Origin of the sequence: Bacteroides muris (ex Afrizal et al. 2022), assembly GCF_004793475.1 — a bacterium.
GTDB lineage: Bacteria > Bacteroidota > Bacteroidia > Bacteroidales > Bacteroidaceae > Bacteroides > Bacteroides muris.
Window position 1 is genome coordinate 49,049 of the sequence record NZ_SRYZ01000005.1, and the last position, 24,886, is coordinate 73,934.

20 protein-coding genes and 1 pseudogene are annotated in these 24,886 nt (G+C 44.8%); 18 read left to right on the forward strand and 3 right to left on the reverse strand.

The window, feature by feature from the left end:
* Positions 1–54: 54 nt before the first annotated feature.
* From E5355_RS03915 to E5355_RS03930, 4 genes are all read left to right on the forward strand, one after another.
* Positions 55–1,329 (forward strand): DEAD/DEAH box helicase, encoded by a 1,275-nt coding sequence (locus E5355_RS03915; protein WP_136009259.1) that lies wholly within the window; start codon positions 55–57, stop codon positions 1,327–1,329.
* 126 nt (positions 1,330–1,455) lie between these two features.
* Entirely contained in the window at positions 1,456–1,665 is a 210-nt protein-coding gene (locus E5355_RS03920; protein ID WP_016273416.1) for a YtxH domain-containing protein, read from the forward strand.
* A 19-nt stretch (positions 1,666–1,684) separates the two neighbouring features.
* Entirely contained in the window at positions 1,685–2,038 is a 354-nt protein-coding gene (locus E5355_RS03925) for a phage holin family protein (protein WP_016273415.1), read from the forward strand.
* A gap of 12 nt (positions 2,039–2,050) precedes the next feature.
* Positions 2,051–2,311 (forward strand): hypothetical protein, encoded by a 261-nt coding sequence (locus E5355_RS03930; RefSeq protein WP_016273414.1) that lies wholly within the window; start codon positions 2,051–2,053, stop codon positions 2,309–2,311.
* Between the two features lie 80 nt (positions 2,312–2,391).
* Here the strand turns inward: E5355_RS03930 and E5355_RS03935 are convergent, their stop codons facing one another.
* A complete protein-coding gene (locus tag E5355_RS03935) occupies positions 2,392–3,363 on the reverse strand; it encodes a type I phosphomannose isomerase catalytic subunit (RefSeq protein ID WP_016273413.1) in 972 nt (323 codons plus the stop codon).
* Between the two features lie 199 nt (positions 3,364–3,562).
* Here E5355_RS03935 and E5355_RS03940 point away from each other — a divergent pair, with 199 nt between their 5' ends.
* From E5355_RS03940 to rpiB, 12 genes and pseudogenes are all read left to right on the forward strand, one after another.
* Entirely contained in the window at positions 3,563–4,660 is a 1,098-nt protein-coding gene (locus E5355_RS03940; protein ID WP_136009315.1) for an aldose epimerase family protein, read from the forward strand.
* Between the two features lie 35 nt (positions 4,661–4,695).
* Positions 4,696–5,979 carry an MFS transporter gene (locus tag E5355_RS03945; RefSeq protein WP_136009260.1) on the forward strand — a complete coding sequence of 428 codons (1,284 nt, stop codon included), beginning with the start codon at positions 4,696–4,698 and terminating at the stop codon, positions 5,977–5,979.
* A 60-nt stretch (positions 5,980–6,039) separates the two neighbouring features.
* Complete coding sequence (gene galK, locus E5355_RS03950) at positions 6,040–7,194, forward strand: galactokinase (RefSeq protein WP_136009261.1); 1,155 nt, start codon at positions 6,040–6,042, stop codon at positions 7,192–7,194.
* Between the two features lie 265 nt (positions 7,195–7,459).
* Positions 7,460–8,599 (forward strand): aldose epimerase family protein, encoded by a 1,140-nt coding sequence (locus tag E5355_RS03955; RefSeq protein ID WP_136009262.1) that lies wholly within the window; start codon positions 7,460–7,462, stop codon positions 8,597–8,599.
* A gap of 27 nt (positions 8,600–8,626) precedes the next feature.
* Positions 8,627–10,320, forward strand: a pseudogene (locus E5355_RS03960) (sodium:solute symporter).
* A gap of 58 nt (positions 10,321–10,378) precedes the next feature.
* On the forward strand, positions 10,379–11,056 hold the full coding sequence (locus tag E5355_RS03965; protein WP_136009263.1) for an NUDIX hydrolase: 678 nt from the start codon (positions 10,379–10,381) through the stop codon (positions 11,054–11,056).
* Between the two features lie 41 nt (positions 11,057–11,097).
* Positions 11,098–11,784: an L-ribulose-5-phosphate 4-epimerase gene (locus E5355_RS03970; RefSeq protein ID WP_136009264.1), complete on the forward strand. Its 687-nt coding sequence runs from the start codon at positions 11,098–11,100 to the stop codon at positions 11,782–11,784.
* Between the two features lie 38 nt (positions 11,785–11,822).
* Complete coding sequence (gene araA, locus E5355_RS03975) at positions 11,823–13,331, forward strand: L-arabinose isomerase (RefSeq protein ID WP_136009265.1); 1,509 nt, start codon at positions 11,823–11,825, stop codon at positions 13,329–13,331.
* Positions 13,332–13,455: 124 nt separating this feature from the next.
* Positions 13,456–15,054 carry a xylulokinase gene (locus E5355_RS03980; RefSeq protein WP_136009266.1) on the forward strand — a complete coding sequence of 533 codons (1,599 nt, stop codon included), beginning with the start codon at positions 13,456–13,458 and terminating at the stop codon, positions 15,052–15,054.
* Positions 15,055–15,078: 24 nt separating this feature from the next.
* Positions 15,079–16,623: an alpha-N-arabinofuranosidase gene (locus tag E5355_RS03985; protein WP_136009267.1), complete on the forward strand. Its 1,545-nt coding sequence runs from the start codon at positions 15,079–15,081 to the stop codon at positions 16,621–16,623.
* A 190-nt stretch (positions 16,624–16,813) separates the two neighbouring features.
* Positions 16,814–18,823 (forward strand): transketolase family protein, encoded by a 2,010-nt coding sequence (locus E5355_RS03990; RefSeq protein WP_136009268.1) that lies wholly within the window; start codon positions 16,814–16,816, stop codon positions 18,821–18,823.
* A gap of 91 nt (positions 18,824–18,914) precedes the next feature.
* On the forward strand, positions 18,915–19,349 hold the full coding sequence (gene rpiB, locus E5355_RS03995; protein WP_136009269.1) for a ribose 5-phosphate isomerase B: 435 nt from the start codon (positions 18,915–18,917) through the stop codon (positions 19,347–19,349).
* A 416-nt stretch (positions 19,350–19,765) separates the two neighbouring features.
* Here rpiB and E5355_RS04000 read toward each other — a convergent pair whose 3' ends face one another.
* Both E5355_RS04000 and E5355_RS04005 read right to left on the reverse strand, forming a co-directional pair.
* Entirely contained in the window at positions 19,766–22,387 is a 2,622-nt protein-coding gene (locus tag E5355_RS04000) for a leucine-rich repeat protein (protein WP_136009270.1), read from the reverse strand.
* Between the two features lie 67 nt (positions 22,388–22,454).
* Positions 22,455–24,182, reverse strand: a complete 1,728-nt coding sequence (locus tag E5355_RS04005; RefSeq protein WP_136009271.1) for a helix-turn-helix domain-containing protein — start codon at positions 24,180–24,182, stop codon at positions 22,455–22,457.
* 178 nt (positions 24,183–24,360) lie between these two features.
* On the opposite strand from E5355_RS04005, the gene E5355_RS04010 reads away from it, so the two are divergent.
* Both E5355_RS04010 and E5355_RS04015 read left to right on the forward strand, forming a co-directional pair.
* Entirely contained in the window at positions 24,361–24,636 is a 276-nt protein-coding gene (locus E5355_RS04010; protein WP_136009272.1) for a tetratricopeptide repeat protein, read from the forward strand.
* 16 nt (positions 24,637–24,652) lie between these two features.
* Positions 24,653–24,880: a 4Fe-4S dicluster domain-containing protein gene (locus E5355_RS04015; RefSeq protein WP_136009273.1), complete on the forward strand. Its 228-nt coding sequence runs from the start codon at positions 24,653–24,655 to the stop codon at positions 24,878–24,880.
* Positions 24,881–24,886: the final 6 nt, after the last annotated feature.

Here is a 24,886-nt window from a genome sequence, read left to right on the forward strand (position 1 = left end):
TTGACGTATATTTGCCAAATATAAACAGAGCATGAGGCTCACTTAATTGATTGCATGACATTTGAAAATTTGAATTTGATAGAACCTATATTGAAGGCTCTTCAAGAAGAGGGGTATTCCGCCCCTACCCCAATCCAAGAAAAATCAATCCCTATATTACTTCAAGGAAAAGACTTATTAGGATGTGCCCAGACCGGAACAGGCAAAACCGCCGCATTTTCCATCCCTATCTTGCAAAAACTGTATAAAACAGATAACCGCAAAAGTATCAAAGCACTCATTCTGACACCGACCCGCGAGCTAGCCATACAGATAGGAGAATGCTTCAGTGCGTACGGCAAGTATACCGGATTGAGGCACGCCGTCATCTTCGGCGGCGTAGGACAAAAGCCACAGACAGACGAACTGAGACGTGGAGTACAAATACTGGTTGCAACTCCCGGACGACTGCAAGACCTGGTCAACCAAGGTTTCATCAACCTAAAAACACTCGAATTCTTCGTTTTGGACGAAGCGGACCGTATGTTGGACATGGGATTCATACATGATATCCGACGCATATTAAAGCTATTGCCCGCAAAACGACAGACTCTCTTCTTTTCGGCCACAATGCCTCCCGAAATAGAAACCTTGGCAAACACCATGCTGACGTCCCCCGAGAAAGTGGAAGTCACCCCCGCATCGTCTACAGTTGACACAATCTCCCAATCAGTCTATTTCGTTGAGAAAAAGGAGAAAAAAGACTTACTGATTCATCTGCTGAAGAATCCGGCTATCGAATCCGTACTAATCTTCACCAGAACTAAATATGGAGCAGACAAACTTGCGCGTATTCTAAACAAATCAGAAATAAGGGCTGAAGCCATACACGGGAACAAGTCACAGAACGCCCGACAGCGCGCACTGACCGGTTTCAAAAGCCACGATTTGCGCGTACTGATTGCAACCGACATTGCAGCGCGGGGAATTGACGTAGAGCAGCTGTCACACGTCATCAACTACGAGCTGCCCAATATCCCGGAAACATACGTACACCGCATCGGACGCACCGGACGTGCCGGCCACGATGGCATTGCACTTTCTTTTTGCGAATCGGAAGAGCTGCCTTACCTGAAAGACATCCAAAAGCTGATAGGAAAAAATATACCGGTGATAAAGGAACACCCTTTTGTCACTGCCGTCGGCGTGAAGGCACAGGAAATCAAAACAGAAGAAATCAAGGCCAAAGCCAAGGAGAATAAAATCTATCGCGGAAACCGCTCGAACGGAGACTATTGGAGAAGAAAGAAACGCACCACACAGAACGCCCCGCAAAAGAAAGACCGGTAAGACAATACGCGCTATGCGCATATTTTTGGTGCGATTATCTTATAAAAATACTGATATTCCGAACAAACTTCCAAGAAAATTGTTAGCTTTGTTGTATTAACTTCAAAAAAAGAAAGGAATATCATTATGAAAGGATTAAATGTTCTAGCAGCTTTTCTGGGTGGTGCCGCAGTAGGCGCAGCCCTTGGTATCTTGTTCGCTCCTGAAAAAGGAGAAGACACACGTAACAAAATCGCAGAGATTCTCCGCAAAAAAGGCATTCGCCTGAGCCGGAACGAGATGGATGACCTGGTGAATGAAATTGCAGCAGAGATTAAAGGTGAAGTAACGGAATAAGATTAAAAATAGAGCCACTATGTTCGCAGATGACAAAAGTATAGAAAATATGCAGCAGTTGTTCACGGAATTCAAGAAATACCTGGAGCTGCAAAAGGAATACACCAAATTGGAGATTATTGAAAAAACATCCCAACTACTCTCCACTCTTTTATTAGTGCTACTGCTTATTACTCTCGGCGTAGTGGTTCTGTTTCATCTGTCGTTTACGCTGGTCTATGTTTTAGCACCATTGGTAGGCGGGCTCATGATGAGTTTTGCACTTATCACATGTTTTCACATACTACTCATCGTTCTGCTTGTCTCTTTCCGCAGAAGACTTATTATCAATCCGATAACAAAGTTTATCGCTAAATTATTCTTAAACAATTAATTTGAAATATTTATGAATAATACCACCAATACCATTCCAGTCACTTTAGAAAGCATCGCCCGGCAGAAAGCCGAGCTTCAGCAGAAAATACGGTTGCAAAAAGAAATCATGACCGGACTTACACACGAGATTTTCGCTCCGCTGCGACCTGCCACTAACAAGGGCAACGCCATGATGAGGACATTCAACACGGGTATGGCAATCTTTGACGGTATAGTATTGGGAGTAAAAATGATGAAGAAGTTCAAAAGATTCTTTGGAAGAAAGAAGTAATACTCCGAATAAAAAAAGATAAGGGTGGCATTTTTTGCGAAATGCCACCCTTATCTTTTTATCTAAATGCTCCAAAACTCTTACACGTATGTTTCAAGCAGTTTTACCGAGCCCTCAGGCACAATTGTGACCTCTTGAGTTGCAGCCGGAAGCAATACCGTCTCCCCTGCCTGTACAGTAACTTCATTCTTTTCATTGTCTATCATGCGACATGCGCCTTCCACACAAATAAAGATAACAAAGGAATCCAGTTCAGAATAGTCACAAGTGATTTCTTCCGTCATGTCATAGATTGAAGTCGTGAAATACGGACTTGCCACCATTTCTACCGGTTCATTCTGCACCTGTTCGTATTCCGTACGAAAATCGTCCTGCACATCTGCAAAATTAATGGCATCAATAGCCTGGCTTGTATGCAGTTCTCTTGATTTACCGTCCTTATCCTTACGGTTATAATCAAAAATACGGTAAGTGATATCCGACGTCTGCTGTATTTCTGCTACAAAAGCTCCCGCACCGATTCCGTGCACACGGCCTGCAGGCACATAAAACACATCGCCCGGTTTGATGGCACAAGTCTGCAGGACATCCGCAAACGTACCATTATACACCCGTTCCTTATATTCTTTCGGAGTAATCTGCTCTGCAAAACCGGAAATCAGCTTGGCACCTTGGTCAGCGGCAACAACATACCACATTTCATTTTTACCAAAACTGCTATGACGTTTCTTAGCCAACTCATCACCCGGGTGTACCTGAATCGACAAGTCCAACTTGGCATCAATAAACTTTATCAACAAAGGGAACTTATTTCCGAAACGTGCATAGTTAGCTTCTCCTACCAGGTCTTCCTTATATTTCCTGACCATATCCGGCAACGTTAATCCTTTGTCAGCACCATTGGCCACAATGGACTCACTACCTTCTACTGCCGATACTTCCCAGCTCTCACCTACATTGGCAAGGGTATCATTCAAATGTTTGAATGGAATAATCTTATCGCCTCCCCAAAGCGTTTGCTTCAGAATAGGCTCAAATTTTAGAGGATACATTCGTTGTTTTTATTAGAACTTTCTGTTAATGATGTAATTTTTTCTAGATTCCGGGGACAAACATACAAAAAATATCAATTTGTATTCCATTTGCTAAACGCTAAACTTTCCTAAAATGTTCTTCACATTTCCTTCCAATTACTTGGGGGAACAAAAGAATTTCTTTTTATTTGCAAGAAATTTAATTAATACCATGGATATGATAAACACTACTCCAACAGAAAGTAATTTGTCCGGTTTGAACCCCCGAGACTTTCAAAAGGATATAAATAACAAAAAGACAGATTTGTTTATCCTGAAGAATGCCCAGGGAATGGAAGTTGCAGTTACTAATTACGGCTGTGCAATACTTTCCATCATGGTACCCGACAAAAATGGCAAATATGCCAATGTTGTATTAGGACACGACAGTATTGAGCATGTAATCAACAGTCCGGAACCTTTTCTGAACACTACCATCGGACGCTACGGCAACCGGATAGCCAAAGGAAAGTTCACTTTATACGGCGAAGAGCACCAATTGGCAATCAATAATGGTCCCAACTCACTGCATGGCGGTCCGACCGGTTTTCATGCTCGCGTATGGGATGCTGTCCAACCGGAGCAATCAACGGTTATCTTCAACTATATATCCGCTGACGGTGAAGAAGGCTTCCCCGGAAATCTCGAAGTAGAAATGACTTATCGCTTGGAGGATGAAACCAATGCTCTGGTCATCGAATACCGGGCTACTACCGATAAAGCCACCATCGTCAATCTGACCAATCACGGTTTCTTCAATCTTGCCGGTATAGCCAATCCCTCTCCTACAGTCTTAAACAATATCGTTACCATCAACGCAGATTTTTATGTACCCATTGATGAAGTATCCATCCCTACCGGAGAAATATTAAAGGTAGAAGGTACTCCAATGGATTTCCGTACTCCCCATACTCTTGGTGAACGGATTGATGAAAAACATACGCAAATTGTGAATGGTGCAGGATATGACCATTGCTATGTACTGAACAAGACAGAAAGTGGAGAACTGAGCCTTGCAGCTACCTGCACAGAGCCCGACAGCGGACGAACCATGGAAGTATATACAACTGAGAATGGCGTACAGCTCTACACCGGAAACTGGCTTGGAGGTTTTGAAGGTGCCCATGGAGCTACTTTCCCGGCAAGAAGCGCAGTCTGCTTTGAAGCCCAGTGTTTTCCCGACACGCCCAACAAGTCTCATTTTCCGTCGGCAGTATTGCTGCCGGGTGACGAATACCAGCAAGTGACTATTTATAAGTTTGGCATACAAAAATAAAATATTATTAATAATAATTCAACACAAATTTCATCATGAGTAACCCAAAAAAACAATGGGGAGCCATCATCATTATGATTGCGCTCTTCGCAATGATTGCTTTCGTAACAAATCTATGCTCGCCGATGGCAATTATCGTTAAGAACGATTTCGGTGCCAGCAATGTATTGGCACAAATCGGAAACATCGGAAATTTCATCGCTTATCTGGTCATGGGTATCCCTGCCGGTATGCTTATTTCCAAATTCGGCTATAAGAAAACCGCCCTCATAGGTCTTGCCATCGGTATCGTCGGCATCTTGATACAATGGCTTAGCGGACATGTGGGCAAAGAAAGTGCATTCCTTGTTTATCTGATTGGTGCATTCATCAGCGGATTCACCATGTGTATTTTGAACTGTGTGGTCAACCCGATGTTAAATATTCTGGGCGGCGGCGGCAACAAAGGCAACCAGCTTATCCAGATTGGTGGCGTATTCAACAGCAGTGCTGCAGTTGCCGTTTATATCATCATGGGTGCCTTGATTGGTGATGCTACCAAAGCACATATTGCCGATGCAACTCCTGCTTTGATGATTGCACTTGCTATCTTTGTAATAGCAGCCATCGTTATATTTTTCACTAAAATAGAAGAACCGGAACAGGCTCCTATCGACATCACACTGATAAAAGGCGCTATGAAGTACCGCCATTTCATGCTAGGTACATTAGCCATCTTCCTCTACATGGGTATCGAAGTAGGCACACCTACCTACATCCTTCAATACCTGACCTCCGCACCCGATGCCGCGACTCCGGGACGTGGAATGGATGCCAACATCGTAGGACTTATCGTGGCTGTCTATTGGCTGATGATGCTTGTCGGACGTTTTGTAGGCGGTAGTATCGGTGGCAAGGTAAGCAGCCGTACAATGATTACCACCGTATCCTCAGTCAGCATCCTTCTTGTCATCTTCGGCATGTTCGCGCCAGCAGACGTCACAGTAAACGTACCGGGTATCGACTGGGCTAACATTTCAGTGATTTGGGCAGAAGTCCCCATGGGCATCTTCGCTTTCCTGCTCGTTGGCCTCTGCACCAGCGTAATGTGGGGTGGTATCTTCAATATGGCAGTCGAAGGATTGGGCAAATACACAGCCATCGCCAGCGGTATCTTCATGACAATGGTGTTCGGATGCGCTGTTATGGTGCCTCTGCAAGGCTGGATTGCCGACATTACCGGCAACTACATGTCAAGCTACTGGGTAGTGGTATTCTGCTCTGCTTATGTATTGTTCTATGCTTTGGTCGGTTCCAAAGTATCTGACGGAAAGAAATAACCTCAGAAAAAGCGAAAGAATAAAATAAAAATCTATTATTCACCTTAAAAAATAAATATCATGGATATAGAATACGTAAGAAGCCGTTTCATCAAGCACTTTGACGGAACAACGGGAGCAGTTTATGCTTCTCCGGGACGCATCAACCTTATCGGTGAGCATACAGACTATAACGGTGGTTTTGTATTCCCCGGAGCAATCGACAAAGGAATGATTGCAGAAATAAAGCCCAACGGTACAAACACAGTAAAAGCTTATTCCATCGACCTGAAAGATTATGTGGAATTCGGCTTGAATGAAGAAGACGCACCCCGCGCAAGCTGGGCAAGATATATTTTCGGCGTGTGCCGGGAAATGATGAAACGCGGTGTAGATGTAAAAGGATTCAATACTGCTTTTGCAGGCGATGTGCCTCTGGGTGCAGGAATGTCCTCTTCAGCAGCTTTGGAAAGTACCTATGCCTATGCTTTGAACGACTTGTTCGGTGACAACAAAATTGACAAATTTGAACTGGCAAAAGTGGGACAATCTACAGAACACAACTATTGTGGTGTAAACTGTGGTATCATGGACCAATTTGCTTCCGTATTCGGAAAGAAAGGAAGCCTCATCCGCTTGGATTGCCGTTCACTGGAATATCAGTATTTCCCATTCAATCCGCAAGGTTACCGTCTGGTTCTTGTAGATTCTGTAGTGAAACACGAACTTGCATCTTCAGCATACAACAAACGTCGTCAAAGCTGCGAAGCTGCCGTTGCCGCTGTCCAGAAGAAACATCCACACGTAGAGTTCCTGCGTGACGTTACCATGGGAATGCTGGAAGAGGCCAAAGCCGACATCAGCGCAGAAGACTACATGCGTGCAGAGTATGTCATCGAAGAGATTCAACGCGTACTTGACGTTTGCGATGCCCTGGAAAAAGGCGACTATGAAACTGTAGGTCAAAAGATGTATGAAACACATCATGGCATGAGTAAGTTGTATGAAGTAAGCTGCGAAGAACTTGATTTTCTGAATGACCTTGCATTCGATTGTGGAGTTACCGGTTCACGTGTCATGGGCGGTGGATTCGGTGGATGTACAATCAATCTGGTAAAGGATGAATTGTACAGCACATTCATCGAAAAAGCAAAAGATGAATTCAAGAAGAAGTTCGGCAGAAGCCCGAAAGTATATGATGTAGTCATTAGCGACGGTGCCCGCAGATTAGAATAACAGACATCAGCATTCAATAAAAGGCGTTTCCCGGCAATGGGAAGCGCCTTTTTCTTCCCCCCTATTCCACCGTTTTCCACTCTGAAAACAAAATCATCCGAGAAGTTTATTCCGAACACATCTATCTGTACAGCCAGTTGGCACAGATATGTTTCTTGACATTTATGTTGCATAACATATAAAAGTGTACAGCCTACACTAAAGAAAAGTGTTACTTTTACACCAAAAGAAAGATAATCATCTCATTCACATTAAATACAAAACCATGAAAAGACATGTTCTACTTGCAGGAATTACCGCAATAATGCTGATTGCGTGCAATCAAAAGACAGAAACAACGCTTACGCTGTCCGGTCTTAATCCAGTAAAATTCCAAACAACAATCAATGATGCCCAAACACAGCTTTATACGCTGAAGAATAAAGCGGGTATGGAAGTATGCATCACAAACTTTGGAGGACGTATTGTATCCATTATGGTACCCGACAAAAATGGAGTTATGCAGGATGTAGTGTTGGGCTTTGACAGCATTGCGGATTACATCAACATTCCAAGTGACTTTGGCGCTTCTATCGGACGCTACGCCAACCGGATTAATCAAGGAAAAATAGTTCTTGACGGAGATACCATACAGTTACCACAGAACAATTTCGGACATTGCCTGCACGGTGGCCCCAAAGGATGGCAGTACCAAGTATACAGCGCCAATCCCATTGACAGCACTACTCTGGAGCTCACCCGCATTTCACCGGATGGAGACGGGAATTTTCCGGGTAACGTTACGGCAAAAGTACTTTTTAAATTAACAGATGACAATGCAATTGATATAAAATACAGTGCTGCAACAGACCAAAAGACGATTATCAATATGACTAACCATTCTTACTTCAATTTGTCAGGTGATCCTTCAAAGGCAGCAACAGACCACATCTTATATATCAATGCGGACAACTATACTCCGGTAGACAGTACTTTCATGACAACCGGAGAGATTGTTACTGTAAAAGATACTCCTATGGACTTCACAACTCCGAGAACTGTCGGACAAGATATTACCAATTACGACTTTATACAATTGAAGAACGGAAACGGTTACGACCACAATTGGGTTTTGAATACAAAAGGCGATATAAATCAAGTAGCCGCCCAGCTGACTTCACCGACAAGCGGCATCACTTTGGAAGTCTATACCAATGAACCAGGCATCCAAGTGTATACCGGCAACTTTCTAGATGGTACAATAAAGGGGAAAAAAGAAATCACATACCACCAACGTGCTTCTGTATGCCTTGAAACACAGCATTATCCAGACAGTCCCAACAAGCCTCAATGGCCTTCCGTTGTTCTGGAGCCCGGACAAATTTACAATAGTGAATGTATTTTCAAATTTTCCGTAGAAAAATAACGATAACCTTATAAATCATTTATTATCGTGGAGACATTAGATTGGTTAGTCATTGGAATCTTTTGCCTGGCTTTGATTGGAATTATTGTCTGGGTTGTCAAACAGAAACAGAATGACTCAGCAGACTATTTTTTAGGTGGCCGTGATGCCACATGGCTCGCTATCGGTGCATCTATCTTTGCATCCAACATCGGTTCGGAACACTTAATTGGATTAGCCGGCGCCGGTGTTTCCAGCGGTATGGCTATGGCACATTGGGAAATACAAGGCTGGATGATTCTTATCTTAGGTTGGGTATTTGTACCATTCTATTCGCGAAGCATGGTATTCACAATGCCTGAGTTCCTAGAACGCCGTTATAATCCACAGTCACGTACAATATTGTTTGTAATATCTCTAATCAGCTATGTACTGACAAAGGTTGCCGTGACGGTTTATGCTGGAGGATTGGTATTCCAACAAGTATTTGGTATAAAAGAACTTTGGGGAATCGACTTCTTTTGGATTGCCGCCATCGGCCTGGTTATACTGACTGCGCTCTACACAATCTTCGGAGGAATGAAGTCGGTGCTTTACACCTCCGTCTTGCAAACCCCTATCTTGCTGTTAGGTTCACTGATAATCCTTGTACTCGGCTTCAAAGAATTGGGAGGCTGGGATGAGATGATGAGAATCTGCGGTGCAATCACAGTGAACGATTATGGTAACACAATGACAGAACTTATACGCAATAACAACGACCCTAATTTCCCGTGGTTGGGTGCACTGATTGGTTCAGCCATTATCGGATTCTGGTATTGGTGTACAGACCAGTTCATCGTGCAACGCGTACTTTCCGGAAAGAATGAAAAGGAAGCACGACGCGGCACCATTTTCGGAGCTTACCTGAATTATTGCCCGTATTCTTATTCCTTATCCCGGGCATGATTGCTTTCGCATTACACCAAAAATATCTCGGTACAGGAGGAGAAGGTTTTCTGCCTATGTTGGCAAACGGAAATGCCAATGCGGATGCTGCTTTCCCGACTCTAGTAGCAAAATTGCTTCCTGCTGGAGTTAAAGGTTTGGTTGTATGCGGTATTCTTGCAGCACTGATGAGCTCTCTCGCATCTTTGTTCAACTCATCTGCCATGCTTTTCACCATTGACTTCTACAAACGTTTCAAGCCGAACACTTCTGAAAAAAAGCTGGTGGGAATTGGACAGATGGCAACTGTTGTGATTGTGATATCGGGCATACTCTGGATTCCTATTATGCGCAGTGTAGGCGATGTTCTTTACACCTACTTACAAGATGTACAATCTGTATTGGCGCCAGGAATTGCCGCAGCCTTCCTTTTGGGAATCTGCTGGAAACGAACCTCTGCACAAGGCGGTATGTGGGGACTGATTGCCGGAATGATTATCGGTTTAACCCGTTTGGGGGCAAAAGTATATTACAGCAATGCAGGAGATGTGTCAAGTAGTACCTTCAAGTATTTGTTCTATGATATGAACTGGCTGTTTTTCTGCGGATGGATGTTCTTGTTCTGCATCATAGTGGTTATCGCAGTCAGCGTGTTTACAACTGCCCCAAGCGAAGAAAAGATTCAAGGACTGGTATTCGGGACTTCAACTCCCGAACAAAAAGCAGCTACACATGCGAGTTGGAATAAATGGGATATAATTCATACCCTTATCATCCTCGGTATTACAGCAGCTTTTTATTGGTATTTCTGGTAAATCGGTATGTTGCTATGACATAAATCCATACAGCATCCCACTTAATAAAAATCAAGATATGAGTAATTACTATAATTCAAATCCGAAACTTTATGTAGGTATCGACTGCATTATTTTCGGTTTCAATGAAGGAGAGCTGAACCTGCTGTTGCTGAAGCGCAATTTCGAACCGGCAATGGGTGAATGGTCGCTGATGGGAGGATTCGTACAGGAAGGCGAAAGCGTGGATGATGCAGCCAAACGAGTCCTAAATGAACTTACCGGACTGGAAGATGTATATATGGAACAAGTCAAAGCTTTCGGAGCCATAGATCGTGACCCGGGAGAACGCGTAGTCTCCATTGCTTACTATGCGCTCATCAACATCAACGAATACGACAAAGAATCCGTACAACTACATAATGCTTTCTGGGTAAATATCAATGAACTTCCAGCGCTAATCTTTGATCATCCGCAAATGGTGGAACAAGCTCGGAAGTTGATGCAACAAAAAGCGTCCACCGAACCAATCGGCTTTAATCTGCTACCCAAACTGTTCACGCTGTCACAACTGCAAAGCTTATACGAAGCTATATACGGTGAAAATATTGACAAACGGAACTTCCGAAAACGCATAGCAGAAATGGACTATATAGAGAAAACTGACAAGATAGACAAAACAGGGTCTAAACGTGGGGCTGCCTTATATCAGTTTAATGAGAAGGCATACCGCAAAGCTCCGAAATTCAAACTCTGAGAGCCTAATATTCTACAATTGTAATTAATAATTAAAACAACATGCTGGAAGCACTGAAAGACAAAGTATTCCATGCCAACCTTGAACTGGTGAAGCACGGATTGGTTATCTTCACATGGGGCAACGTATCGGGCATTGACCGCGAGTCCGGTCTGGTAGTCATCAAGCCCAGTGGAGTGAGTTACGATAAAATGAAAGCAGAAGATATGGTGGTGATAGACCTCGACGGTAAAGTCATAGAGGGTAAGTTAAACCCTTCCTCGGACACCCCTACTCATATTGTCCTATACAAAGCATTCCCCAAAATTGGTGGAGTGGTGCATACACATTCCACCTATGCCACAGCCTGGGCACAAGCAGGATGTGACATACCGAATATCGGGACAACACATGCCGATTACTTCCACGACGCCATACCCTGCACAGCAGACATGACGAAGGAGGAAGTGGAAGGAGCGTATGAACTGGAAACGGGAAATGTTATCGTAAAACGCTTTGAGGGGCTAAACCCGGTACATACTCCCGGAGTATTGGTAAAGAACCACGGTCCCTTCTCGTGGGGAAAAGATGCACACGAAGCGGTACATAATGCCGTAGTGATGGAGCAGGTGGCAAAAATGGCCAGTATAGCCTATGCCGTGAACCCCCGCCTGACTATGAATTCGGTGTTGATAGAGAAGCATTTCAGCCGCAAGCACGGTCCTAACGCTTATTATGGACAGAAATAACTATCATTCTTTAAATATAAACTATAAAAATAAATTATATGAACGCATTTGAACAATATGAAGTATGGTTCGTAACCGGAGCACAGCTTTTATACGGAGGTGACGCAGTTATCGCAGTAGACGCACATAGTAATGAAATGGTGAAAGGCCTGAATGATTCCGGAAAACTGCCCGTAAAGGTAGTATATAAAGGTACGGTCAATTCATCCAAAGAAGTAACCGCTGCCTTCAAGGCTGCCAACAACGACGAAAAGTGTATCGGAGTCATCACCTGGATGCACACTTTCTCTCCTGCAAAAATGTGGATTCACGGTTTGCAGGAACTGAAGAAGCCGTTACTACACTTCCATACACAGTTCAACAAGGAGATTCCTTGGGAGACGATGGACATGGATTTCATGAACCTGAACCAATCGGCTCACGGTGACCGCGAATTCGGACACATCGTGACACGTATGCGAAAGAACCGCAAAGTGGTAGTAGGCCACTGGCAGGACGAAAAAGCACAAAACCAGATTGCTGCATGGATGCGTGTAGCTGCCGCATGGGCTGATGCACAAGATATGCTCATCATCCGCTTCGGCGACCAGATGAATAACGTGGCTGTGACGGACGGTGATAAGGTCAGCGCCGAACAAGTATTGGGCTATCATGTGGACTACTATCCCATCAATGATGTAATGACATACTACAACGCGGTCAGCGACGAAGACGTGGAGGCGCTCGTAACAGAATACTTTAAGCTCTACGACCACGCTCCCGAACTGGAAGACACACGTACGGAAGCCTATGCCAAGGTATGGAACTCAGCCAAGGCTGAAATAGCCATTCGCCGCGTGCTGAAAGATACGGACGCCAAAGGCTTCACCACCAACTTCAACGATTTGGGTGACTTTGACCAAATCCCCGGACTGGCCTCACAGCGACTGATGGCGGAAGGTTACGGCTTCGGTGCCGAAGGCGACTGGAAAACCGCAGCACTGTACCGTACCACTTGGGTGATGAGCCAGGGCATGCCGAAGGGGTGCTCCTTCCTCGAAGACTATACACTGAACTTTGACGGAGAAAAGAGCGCCATCCTGCAGGCACACATGCTGGAAGTCTGCCCACTGATTGCCGAACAGAAGCCGAAACTGGAAGTACACCGTCTGAGCATCGGTATCAACAGCAAAACAGCCCGCCTGGTATTTACCAGCAAACAAGGTGAAGGTGTAGCCGCCACCATTGTAGATTTGGGAAACCGTTTCCGCCTCATTGTGAACAAAGTAGAATGCGTCAAGAGCAAGCCTCTGCCCAAGTTGCCCGTTGCCAGCGCACTGTGGATTCCGATGCCCAACCTCGAAGTTGGCGCCGCAGCCTGGATTCTGGCCGGAGGTACACATCATACCAGCTTCTCCTACGACCTGACGGTGGAGTATTGGGAAGACTTTGCCGAAATGGCCGGCATCGAAATGGTGGTCATTGATGAAAATACCACCATCAGCGAGTTCAAAAAAGAATTGCGCATGAATGAAGTCTACTATATGCTGAACAAGGCACTTTGCTGATAATCATTACGGATTACCGATTGCGAATTCCTAATTACACGCACCACAAACGTAACTAGCAATTTGCAATCAGTAATTCGTAGTTTATAATCGTACTATAAATCCATAATTCATCATTAATACCATGAAATTAGATGCAAAATCAACCATTGAAGCAGGTAAGGCCATCCTTGGCATAGAACTTGGTTCCACACGAATCAAGGCGGTTTTGATAGACCAGGAAAACAAACCCATCGCCCAAGGAAGCCACACTTGGGAGAATCAGTTAGTCGACGGACTGTGGACATATAGCGTCGAGGCAGTCTGGTATGGATTGCAGAATTGCTACGCAAACCTCCGTACTAATGTAAAGAGCCTTTACGATACAGAGATAGAAACCCTGGCAGCCATCGGTGTCAGTGCCATGATGCACGGCTATATGGCATTCAACGAAAAAGAAGAAATCCTTGTGCCCTTCCGTACCTGGAGAAATACTAATACCGGTCAGGCTGCCGCAGCCCTATCCGAACTATTTATCTACAACATCCCGCTGCGTTGGAGCATTTCCCACCTCTACCAAGCCATTCTGGATAATGAAGAGCATGTTCCATCCATCAATTACCTGACCACCCTTGCAGGGTTTGTCCACTGGCAAATAACCGGCCAAAAGGTACTGGGTATAGGCGATGCCTCCGGTATGCTTCCCATCGATTCTATCACCAAAGACTATTCTTCTGAAATGGTGGATAAGTTCGACAAACTTATTGCTCCGAAAGGATACGACTGGAAGCTTCGAGATATTCTTCCGAAGGTATTGTCGGCCGGTGAAAGCGCAGGTTTCCTTACTCCTGAAGGAGCCAGCCGTCTTGACGTATCAGGACATCTGAAAGCAGGAATTCCCATTTGTCCGCCCGAAGGTGACGCTGGCACCGGCATGGTTGCCACCAACGCTGTAAAGCAGCGTACCGGAAACGTATCGGCAGGCACTTCCTCTTTCTCAATGATTGTATTGGAGAAAGAATTGTCCAAACCCTACGAAATGATTGACATGGTAACCACCCCCGATGGAAGCCTCGTAGCTATGGTACATTGCAACAACTGTACTTCCGACCTCAATGCCTGGATTAATATTTTCAAAGAATATCAGGAACTGATGGGTATTCTCGTAGATATGGACGAGATTTACGGAAAACTTTATAACCACGCCTTGACAGGCAATGCAGACTGCGGAGGGCTCATCTCTTACAACTACATATCAGGCGAACCTATAACGGGACTGGCAGACGGACGCCCACTGTTTGTACGTTCGGCAAACGACAAGTTCAACCTTGCCAACTTCATACGCACCCATCTGTATGCTTCAGTGGGAGTCCTCAAAATAGGCAACGACATCCTTTTCAATGAAGAAAAGATTAAAGTAGACAGAATCACCGCTCATGGAGGACTCTTCAAAACCAAAGGAGTAGGCCAGAGAATATTGGCAGCTGCCATCAACTCCCCCATTTCTGTTATGGAAACAGCCGGCGAAGGTGGTGCCTGGGGAATCGCCCTCCTCGCTTCCTACCTTGTAAACAATGGAAAATGCCAATCCCTTGCCGACTTTCTGGATAAGGATGTATTCACTGGAGATGCCGGTATAGAAATCTCACCGACAGCCGAAGATGTAAACGGATTCAACACCTACATCGAAAGATATAAAGCAGGATTACCCATCGAAGAAGCATCAGTAAGATTCAAGAACTAAGTATTTAATAACACTAAAGATCCTATGAACACAAAGTTATTTATCAGTAGCATATTTCTCTCTGCTTCGTTGTCACTCTTCGCACAGAAAAGTACCACTATCACTTTACACACAGACCAGAGCGAGCAAATCATTCCCAAAGAAATCTACGGCCAGTTTGCAGAACATTTGGGAACTTGCATCTATGGCGGACTTTGGGTAGGCGAAAATTCCGATATTCCCAATATCAACGGTTATCGCACCGACGTGTTCAATGCACTGAAAGAGCTCCGCGTACCTGTCCTTCGCTGGCCGGGCGGCTGCTTTGCCGACGAATACCATTGGATGGACGGTATCGGCCCTAAAGAAAACCGTCCCAAAATGGTGAACAACAACTGGGGAGGCACTATCGAAGACAACAGTTTCGGAACCCATGAGTTCCTCAATCTCTGCGAAATGCTGGGTTGTGAGCCCTATATCAGCGGAAACGTAGGTAGTGGTACCGTAGAAGAACTTGCCAAATGGGTAGAATACATGACCTCCGAAGGAGACTCCCCCATGGCACGCCTGCGCCGCCAAAACGGTCGCGATAAGGCCTGGAAAGTGAAATACCTCGGTGTAGGAAACGAAAGCTGGGGTTGCGGTGGAAGCATGCGTCCCGAATATTATGCCGACCTCTACCGCCGCTATTCCACCTACTGCCGCAACTACGACGGCAATAGCCTCTTCAAGATAGCCAGCGGTGCCAGCGACTACGACTATAACTGGACTAAAGTACTGATGGACCGTGTAGGCGGCCGTATGCAAGGTCTTTCCTTGCACTACTATACCGTCAGCGGATGGAACGGCAGCAAAGGTGCCGCCACCCAATTCAGCAAAGACGACTATTACTGGACATTGGGCAAATGCCGCGAAATAGAAGATGTCATCAAGAAGCATTGCACCATTATGGATGAATACGACCCTCAAAAGAACGTGGCTCTTATGCTTGACGAATGGGGAACTTGGTGGGACACTGAACCGGGTACCAATCCCGGACATCTGTACCAGCAGAATACATTGCGTGATGCTTTTGTCGCCTCCCTCAGCTTCGACATTTTCCATAAATATACCGACCGTCTGAAAATGGCAAACATAGCCCAAGTCGTCAATGTATTACAATCCATGATTCTGACCAGCGGAAAAGACATGGTACTCACTCCCACTTATTATGTATTCAAAATGTACAACGTACACCAGGATGCTATTTACATTCCTCTTAAGCTAACCTGCGACATGATGGATGTACGCGGCAACCGCAGAATACCAATGGTCAGCGCTACCGCCTCCAAAGACCAAAACGGCAAGATACACATTTCCATATCCAACGTAGATGCGGACAATGCACAAGAAGTGACCATCAATCTGTCTGGAACGAAAGCCAAGAAAGCAGTTGGTGAAATATTGACTTCCGACAACCTGACGGACTACAATTCATTTGAAAATCCCGACAATGTGAAACCCGTTCCGTTCAAAGAGGTAAAAATCAATAAAGATATTCTCAAGATTAAACTTCCGGCCAAATCAATCGTTACTATTGAGTTACAGTAAAACTACCGTGCGCTTCACAAAATCAGCTAAATACGTTTAGTATCATTTTAACTGCAAAAAGGCAGTAATACTGATAAAAAAGGCACTCTGCGAGTGTTGTGAATTACGCATAAAGAGTTATCTTTGCCCTTGGAAAACCTACAAGGACAAAATAACCCGTTGATAATATTCAAAATTAATTAGATTCAATATGAACGACAACAAACTTATGAACCGTGCGGCAGACAATATCCGTATCCTTGCTGCATCCATGGTTGAGAAGGCCAACTCCGGACACCCAGGCGGTGCCATGGGTGGTGCTGACTTTGTAAATGTACTCTTCTCAGAGTTCCTAGTATATGATCCTGAAAATCCGGCATGGGAAGGTCGTGACCGTTTTTTCCTCGATCCGGGACACATGTCACCGATGCTTTACTCTACATTGGCTCTGGCCGGCAAGTTCACCCTGGACGAACTGAAAGAGTTCCGTCAATGGGGAAGCCCCACTCCGGGACATCCCGAACGTGACATCATGCGCGGTATTGAAAACACCTCCGGTCCGTTGGGGCAAGGTCACACATTTGCAGTCGGTGCAGCCATTGCAGCCAAGTTCATGAAGGCACGTTTCGAAGAAGTAATGCCACAGACCATCTACGCTTATATTTCTGACGGTGGCATTCAGGAAGAGATTTCCCAAGGCTCGGGCCGCATCGCCGGGGCATTGGGGCTGGACAATCTTATCATGTTCTATGATGCCAACGACATTCAACTTTCTACCGAAACAAAGGACGTGACCATCGAAGATACCGGCAAGAAATATGAAGCTTGGGGCTGGAAAGTCATCAAAATCAATGGTAACGATTCCGATGCCATCCGCAGTGCACTGAACGAAGCCAAAGCAGAGAAAGAGCGTCCGACGCTGATTATCGGCCATACCATAATGGGCAAGGGTGCCCGCAAGGAAGACGGCAGCAGCTACGAGGCCAATTGTGCCACTCACGGTGCTCCTCTGGGCGGCGACGCTTATGTAAACACTATCAAGAATTTGGGTGGTGACCCGACAAATCCGTTTGTCATCTTCCCCGAAGTGGCCGGGCTATATGCCAAGCGTGCAGCTGAGCTGAAGAAAATCATGGCTGAAAAGTATGCAGCCAAAGCCGCATGGACAAAGGCTAACCCGGAAAAGGCAGCCAAACTGGAAATGTTCTTCTCCGGTAAAGTTCCCGAAGTGAATTGGTCCGCCATCGAACAGAAAGCAGGCGTTGCCACGCGTGCAGCATCCGCTACTGTACTCGGTGCTCTCGCCACTCAAGTAGAAAATATGATTGTGGCTTCCGCTGACCTTTCCAATTCTGACAAGACAGACGGATTCCTCAAGAAAACACATGCCTTCAAGAAAAATGACTTCAGCGGTGCATTCTTCCAGGCTGGTGTTGCCGAGCTGACTATGGCTTGCTGCTGTATCGGTATGGCACTGCACGGTGGTGTAATTCCCGCTTGCGGAACATTCTTCGTTTTCTCCGATTACATGAAACCTGCTATACGTATGGCAGCCTTGATGGAAGTTCCCGTGAAGTTCATCTGGACACACGATGCCTTCCGTGTAGGTGAAGACGGTCCTACCCACGAACCAGTAGAACAAGAAGTCCAAATCCGCTTGATGGAAAAACTAAAAAACCACAAGGGACACAATTCGATGTTGGTACTCCGTCCGGCAGATGCAGAAGAAACAACTATGGCATGGAAACTGGCAATGGAAAACACCACGACCCCAACCGGTTTGATTTTCTCCCGCCAGAATATCGCCAACCTGCCCGAAGGCAATGATTACGAACAAGCTGCCAAAGGCGCTTATATCGTAGCCGGATCTGATGAAAATCCGAATGTAATCCTCGTTGCTTCAGGCTCGGAAGTTGCCACATTGGTAGCCGGCGCTGAATTACTGCGCAAGGATGGCGTCAAGGTACGTATCGTGTCCGTTCCTTCAGAAGGTCTGTTCCGTAGCCAGGCTCCGGGATATCAAGAAAGCATTATCCCGTGTGGCACCAAGGTATTCGGCTTGACAGCCGGTCTGCCCGTCACACTGCAAGGGCTGGTAGGTCCGCGCGGTAAAGTATGGGGATTGGAATCATTTGGATTCTCTGCACCTTATAAAGTGCTGGACGAAAAGCTTGGTTTCACTGCCGAGAACGTTTACAAGCAAGTAAAAACAATGTTATAATCATCAACCGATGTGCTGATGTGCTGGTTGCCTGCGCCCCACAAGCTGCAGGCATCAGCACATTGGCATATTAATATATTAACTGACTATTATGAAAACAATAGGAATCTGTTCCGACCATGCAGGCTTCGAATTGAAGGAATATGTCCGCGGCTGGTTGGAAGCCAAAGGCTGGGCTTACAAGGACTTCGGGACTTACTCTACCGAGAGTTGCGACTATCCCGACTTTGCACATCCGCTGGCACTGGCCGTTGAAACCGGAGAGTGTTATCCGGGAATTGCCATCTGCGGAAGCGGCGAAGGCATCAGTATGACGCTGAACAAACACCAAGGCATCCGCGCCGCTCTCTGCTGGAAGCCCGAGATAGCCCGTCTGGCACGCCAACACAACAATGCCAACGTGCTTGTCATGCCGGGACGTTTCATCTCTACGGAAGAAGCCGACAAAATTATGAGGGAATTCTTTCAAACGGATTTCGAAGGTGGACGCCATCAAAAGCGAATTGACAAGATACCTGTCAAATAACCACGCTTTGGAGTTATAAAAATACATTAAGATAACTATGTGCCATCTTTAGATATGGAACAACATGGATGATTCCATTCCAAGAGCACTAACTATAAGAGGTATGTCAAACTCCAACAAGATATACCATTCTGCCATGCAGAATGTAATGAAGCATCTCCTCTCCTACTCACAACAAGGATAGATTAACTTCATTTAAATCAATAATAATGATGAATTTTTAGTTTTGACATACACTCTTATAGTTAATGCTCATTCGATATAACTCACGTGAATAACAACTGTTCTCATAAAAGAAAACGTTGTTCAGCTTGAAGTAACCGTTTTCTTTATAAATAGATATCATATAGAATAAGGTTTAAGGGCACTGTAAATCTGTGTACCTGTATTTTATTCTATATAAGCTCTAATATATATCACATCTTTTCAATAATCTTCTTGAATCTATTATACTGAAAATCTCCTGAATGCCGTTTCCACTCTTGATTGTCCCCCACAAGAGTCTTGGTTACAACGATTTCTCCATAGCCTAATGATAGTTCAATATGGGAAGTATCTACCGATTCGAACAAACAGGCACCGACAGAATCCAACCCGGGATGGTCGACCGCTGTACATAACTCGACACACAAAAGCCCGGAACACTCACTAAACACTCGTGAGCCCAGCTTTTTTACGGCAGGTAATATAACATTTTCAAGTGAAGTACACTTCCAGAAGACATGAGTATCACATGTTTCCGCTTTCGGCAAAACTATTGTCGCAAGTGAAGCACATTCCGCGAATGCCATATTCTCAACAGATACAGCCTCTGGCAGGTCTACCGTTTCCAACAGTGTACAATTCCTAAAAACATATCCACCTATTGTTGTAACCTTGGGCAAGCTGGCCTCCCGAAGAGATTGACAAAGTGAAAAAAGACCAGTCTCCAATGATGTAACTTTACTCAACGACACAACAGTAAGTCCCGTGCAGCCCTCAAAAACATTCACACCGGTAAATGTTTCCAACTTTGGGAATAACACATCTGACAAAGATACCAGCGACGTACAGTTTTTAAATCCACATTCACCTATTGCCTTCACCTCCGGAAAGACAATGTCGACCAGAGCGCTGCAATCGCAAAATGTGTAACGTTTTATTTCAGTAATACCGGGAAGAGAAACACTCTCAAGCGATGAACACTCGATAAATGCAGATTCTTCAACGGTTGTGACCGAGGAGGATGCAAACTTCTTCAAACTAATACAACTGTAAAATGCACTCTTGCCAATCGTTTTCAGAGCAGGCATATCGATTTCCTCCAAAGCCGCACAATTATTGAATGCCAATTCTCCAATAGCAACTACTTTGGGTGCCGAAATTTTCGTAAGAGATGTGTCAGGCTCATCCCAACGGTGGTTCAAAGCCTTGTCCGGTATTGAAACAGCACTATTAAGAGTCAATTCTTGCAGTCCTTTCAGTTGTCCCACAATATAGTCATAGTCATCTTTATTCAATGTACCGTCCACAACAAGCGTTCGTATTATTTCCGGAGTGACACCGGACAATCGTTTTTCAACAGCCGCCTGCAATCCACCTTCAGCCACTGTTTCCTTTAAAACTAAATCCATTCTACCGCATCTGACAGGACGTGAAGAAGTAATCTCCCTTCCTCTATTATCAATAACTGTAACACGAACAATAGCGCATGAACCGACAACTGCCGCCGAAATAGGAGTGATTATTATCGCTGCATCATTGTTATAGGTTCCATTGGTAAATGTCGGCTTGATTATTTCAATCTCCCAGCCCGATGAACCTGCACGAGTGACAATACCCCCGGGAGTTATGACATCAGCAATAATGGCAGAAAAAAAGCCTTCTTTTAATCCCGAAGAGAAATTAACTGCGATAGTCGTTTTCTGATTGATTTCCATCACTTCATTATTCTCCGAGACATCACCGATTGAAAACGAAATATCCGATTGTTTAGGTAATGTAATCTTAGTCTTTCCATCGGCAAGAGTTAGCACAACATAATCTGCATTCGAGTTATCTATATCCTTGAACATACTATCACCCTGATTTCCGGTTGCTTTTACGCCCGTCGAAGTGTAGGTTTTTCCTCCGTCAATGGAAATCTCCCATTCGTTGGTATTATCATTAATACGGACTTGCGGCGCTACCGCATCCAGTCCCTTATCTCCTTGTGCTTTTACACCAGTATCAGTAGTACCAATCCACCAATTGCCGTTATCACCGATGTAAGGGCTTAAACCGGAAATGCCCTGCTCTCCTTGTGCTTTTACACCAGTGTCAGTAGTACCAATCCACCAATTGCCGTTATCACCGATGTAAGGGCTTAAACCGGAAATGCCCTGCTCTCCTTGTGCTTTTACACCAGTGTCAGTAGTACCAACCCACCAATTGCCGTTATCACCGATGTAAGGGTTCAGGCCGTTATTTCCGTCAACACCATCTTCACCATCAGCGCCATCTTCACCATCAGCGCCATCTTCACCATCAACCCCGTCTTTACCATTATTCCCGGTGGCGCGTACCATATCACCATCCGCATCAGTCAACCAATCCGTATTTCCATCCTGCGTTTGAACAGTCCAATAATAAAAACCATCAGAATACTTGGCTACACCTATTATAGGGGTATAACCGTCAATACCATCTTCACCGTCAATACCATCCTTTCCATTCCGGATAATGATGTTTCCACCTTTGTAAAATGTAATCCTATAACCATCCTCAAGAGTCTCCACCCCGGTTACATAATCTTTGTTTTCCAGAGCTGTTATTAATCCTTTCAACGAAATAATTTCACTGTTAACGGTTGAGCACCATTCTTCAAGTTTTGTAACTCTGTCTTCCACCTTATCCAGACGGTCCTTGATTTCACTGTCATCATATTGATCACTACATGATGAAATGGAAAATAAGCTCCATCCAGTTAACACGACAATACTTAAAAATCCGAATACATTTTTCATAAACTCTTCAATTGTTGTTTTTTCTTTTTGGAACAAAAATACAGAAACCGGCATTCAGTTCCTTTTCCTATGCGCAATTCTTCATTTACTATACGCAAACCTCTGCTTAACAACAAAAAAACTATTTCGAACCCACCAGCTTTCGATATTCACCAGGAGTAATGTCATAATAATTACGATAATATTTCGTGAAAGTACTTTGCGACTGAAACCCACATGCCATCCCTATTTCTTCCAAAGACATTTCGGTATGTTGATCCAACAAACGACGCGCACGCTTCACACGCATTTCTGCTACAAACAATGACACACTTTTTCCTTGCGTACAGGTAGAAATGGCTTCTGCCACATACGTACGGTTTGTATTCAGTAACGCAGCCAGCTCATCACGCCCCAACCTAGGACGCGACAGTACTTTTTCATCAGACAGCAACATTTGTATCTGTCTGAAAAGTTGCTTTTCGCGCGACACCTCCCCGCCCTTAGGCAACACTGTTTCCACAAAAGTACATGCTTCCATAGCACGCTCTTCCGCCTCTTCCTGGCTACGTATACGCTCCACCAATTCCCGGTTCTTCCGGCGCAAGCGGTAAAAATGCACCATCAACAAGAGACAAATAAGAAATATCATCACACTTACCACAGCTATGCACACAACCAGTACACAAGCTTTCTTATGCTCAGCTTGTACCACTCTTTTCTCCTGCTCCAACTCGTTCAAACGGAAAAGTTTCGTAATACGCTCAAGCCGCAAATTAGAATTTGTCATTAGTGAACTGTCTGCTGCAAGGGCATATAAATGGAAATACTCGGCAGCCTCCGCAGACAAGTTTTCCAAGCGCTTCACTTCGGCCAATGTACGGCAATACCGTGCTATCCTAGAGTGGTTATTTTGCTGCAAACTATAATCGACCAGCATCTTCAGAATCCTGTCTGCTTCAGAATAGTTACCTACCAACCGTTCATAACGAGCCAATGTATATTGCAGCTCTTCTTGCTGCGAAGCATCCGCATATACCTTATTATAATAAAGCATACTGTCTCGCTGGACAGCAGCAGCCTTCGCATCCTTCATATTGATGAATATCTTCAGACGATACATAGCCTGCTGCACACGGAGTACCGGATTGACGGCAATGCCTTTCTTCTGCTCCCACGAACGGATATGACAAGGCAATGAATCGCTCAAGGCCAAAGCACCCGCCCAATCATTACGCACCAGCAGAATAGAAATCAAATTAAATCCGCAACGTGCCACCTTGCCCGGTACATCCAAATCAGCAAAACACCCCATGGCACATCGGTAATGGCGTTCTGCCTCGTCAAGCTGCCCGTTATTCAAATAACACTGCGCAAAATAAAAATGAGAAATAGCCATGCCTATAGGGTGATTGTGCCGCTGAGCATAGGCCGACATTTCCCGCAACGAAAGAACCGCCTCCACATAATCTCCCCACTTCAACAAACAATCCGGCAACCGTCCCCAAGTCTCGTATAGCAAAGAATCCTCATCCATTTCCTGATAATAACGCACCAGCCTATCACACGCTTGCCGATACTCCTCCTTCTCTTTCCTCACTTCATAATATGAAAGCAAGGCCACCCTGAAGACGTAATCGAAATGAGCGTTTCGTATAGCCTCTGCCCGTTGCAACCCACACTGTCTCAACTCCAGAAAAACAGAAGACCTGATGCTGTCATACATCTGCATGGATAAGGCATAGAGAGTACTGTCGCCAAAATAGCCACCTTGATTGGCAGACAAACGACCGGCCACCAAAGAGACGACAACCATAAAAAAAACAATTTTATACTTACGCATTACTTCCGCCTTCCCAAACAGTTTCATTCCACTTCATTGTTTCCAAATGCCGCACATATCGGCTATACACATTGATTATACAGAACAAAAGTAACCAATTAGAGATAACTAGCACACTTTTTCCTGCAAAATTCAACCCTAAGATATGCTTTGTCTTCAAATAAAAACTATCTTTGTGGTTCAGTAACCCGGATATTGTTTAAATATGGAACGATTGAATACCATAAAAGAGCTTATTAACCAGGGAAAGGTGGAGCAAGCCATTCAGCAGCTTGACGAAATACTGCAAACAGACTTTTCCGGCAAAGACGAAGCTTACTACCTGCGGGGAAATGCCTATCGGAAACAAGGCAACTGGCAACAAGCACTGAACAATTATCAGTATGCCATCGACCTGAACCCCGAAAGCCCGGCAAAACATGCCCATCAAATGGCTATGGACATCCTGAACTTCTATAACAAGGATATGTACAATCAATAAATAAAGAACGTAAATTATGGCAAAAATCAAAGGAGCAATCGTAGTAGACACCGAACGTTGCAAAGGCTGCAACTTGTGTGTGGTAGCGTGTCCGCTCAACGTAATAGCCCTCACCAAGGAGGTGAATGTGAAAGGGTATAACTATGCCCAACAGATATTGGAAGATACCTGCAACGGCTGCGCCTCGTGCGCCACAGTATGTCCGGACGGATGTATCTCTGTATATAAAACAAAAGTAGAATAAACCTGT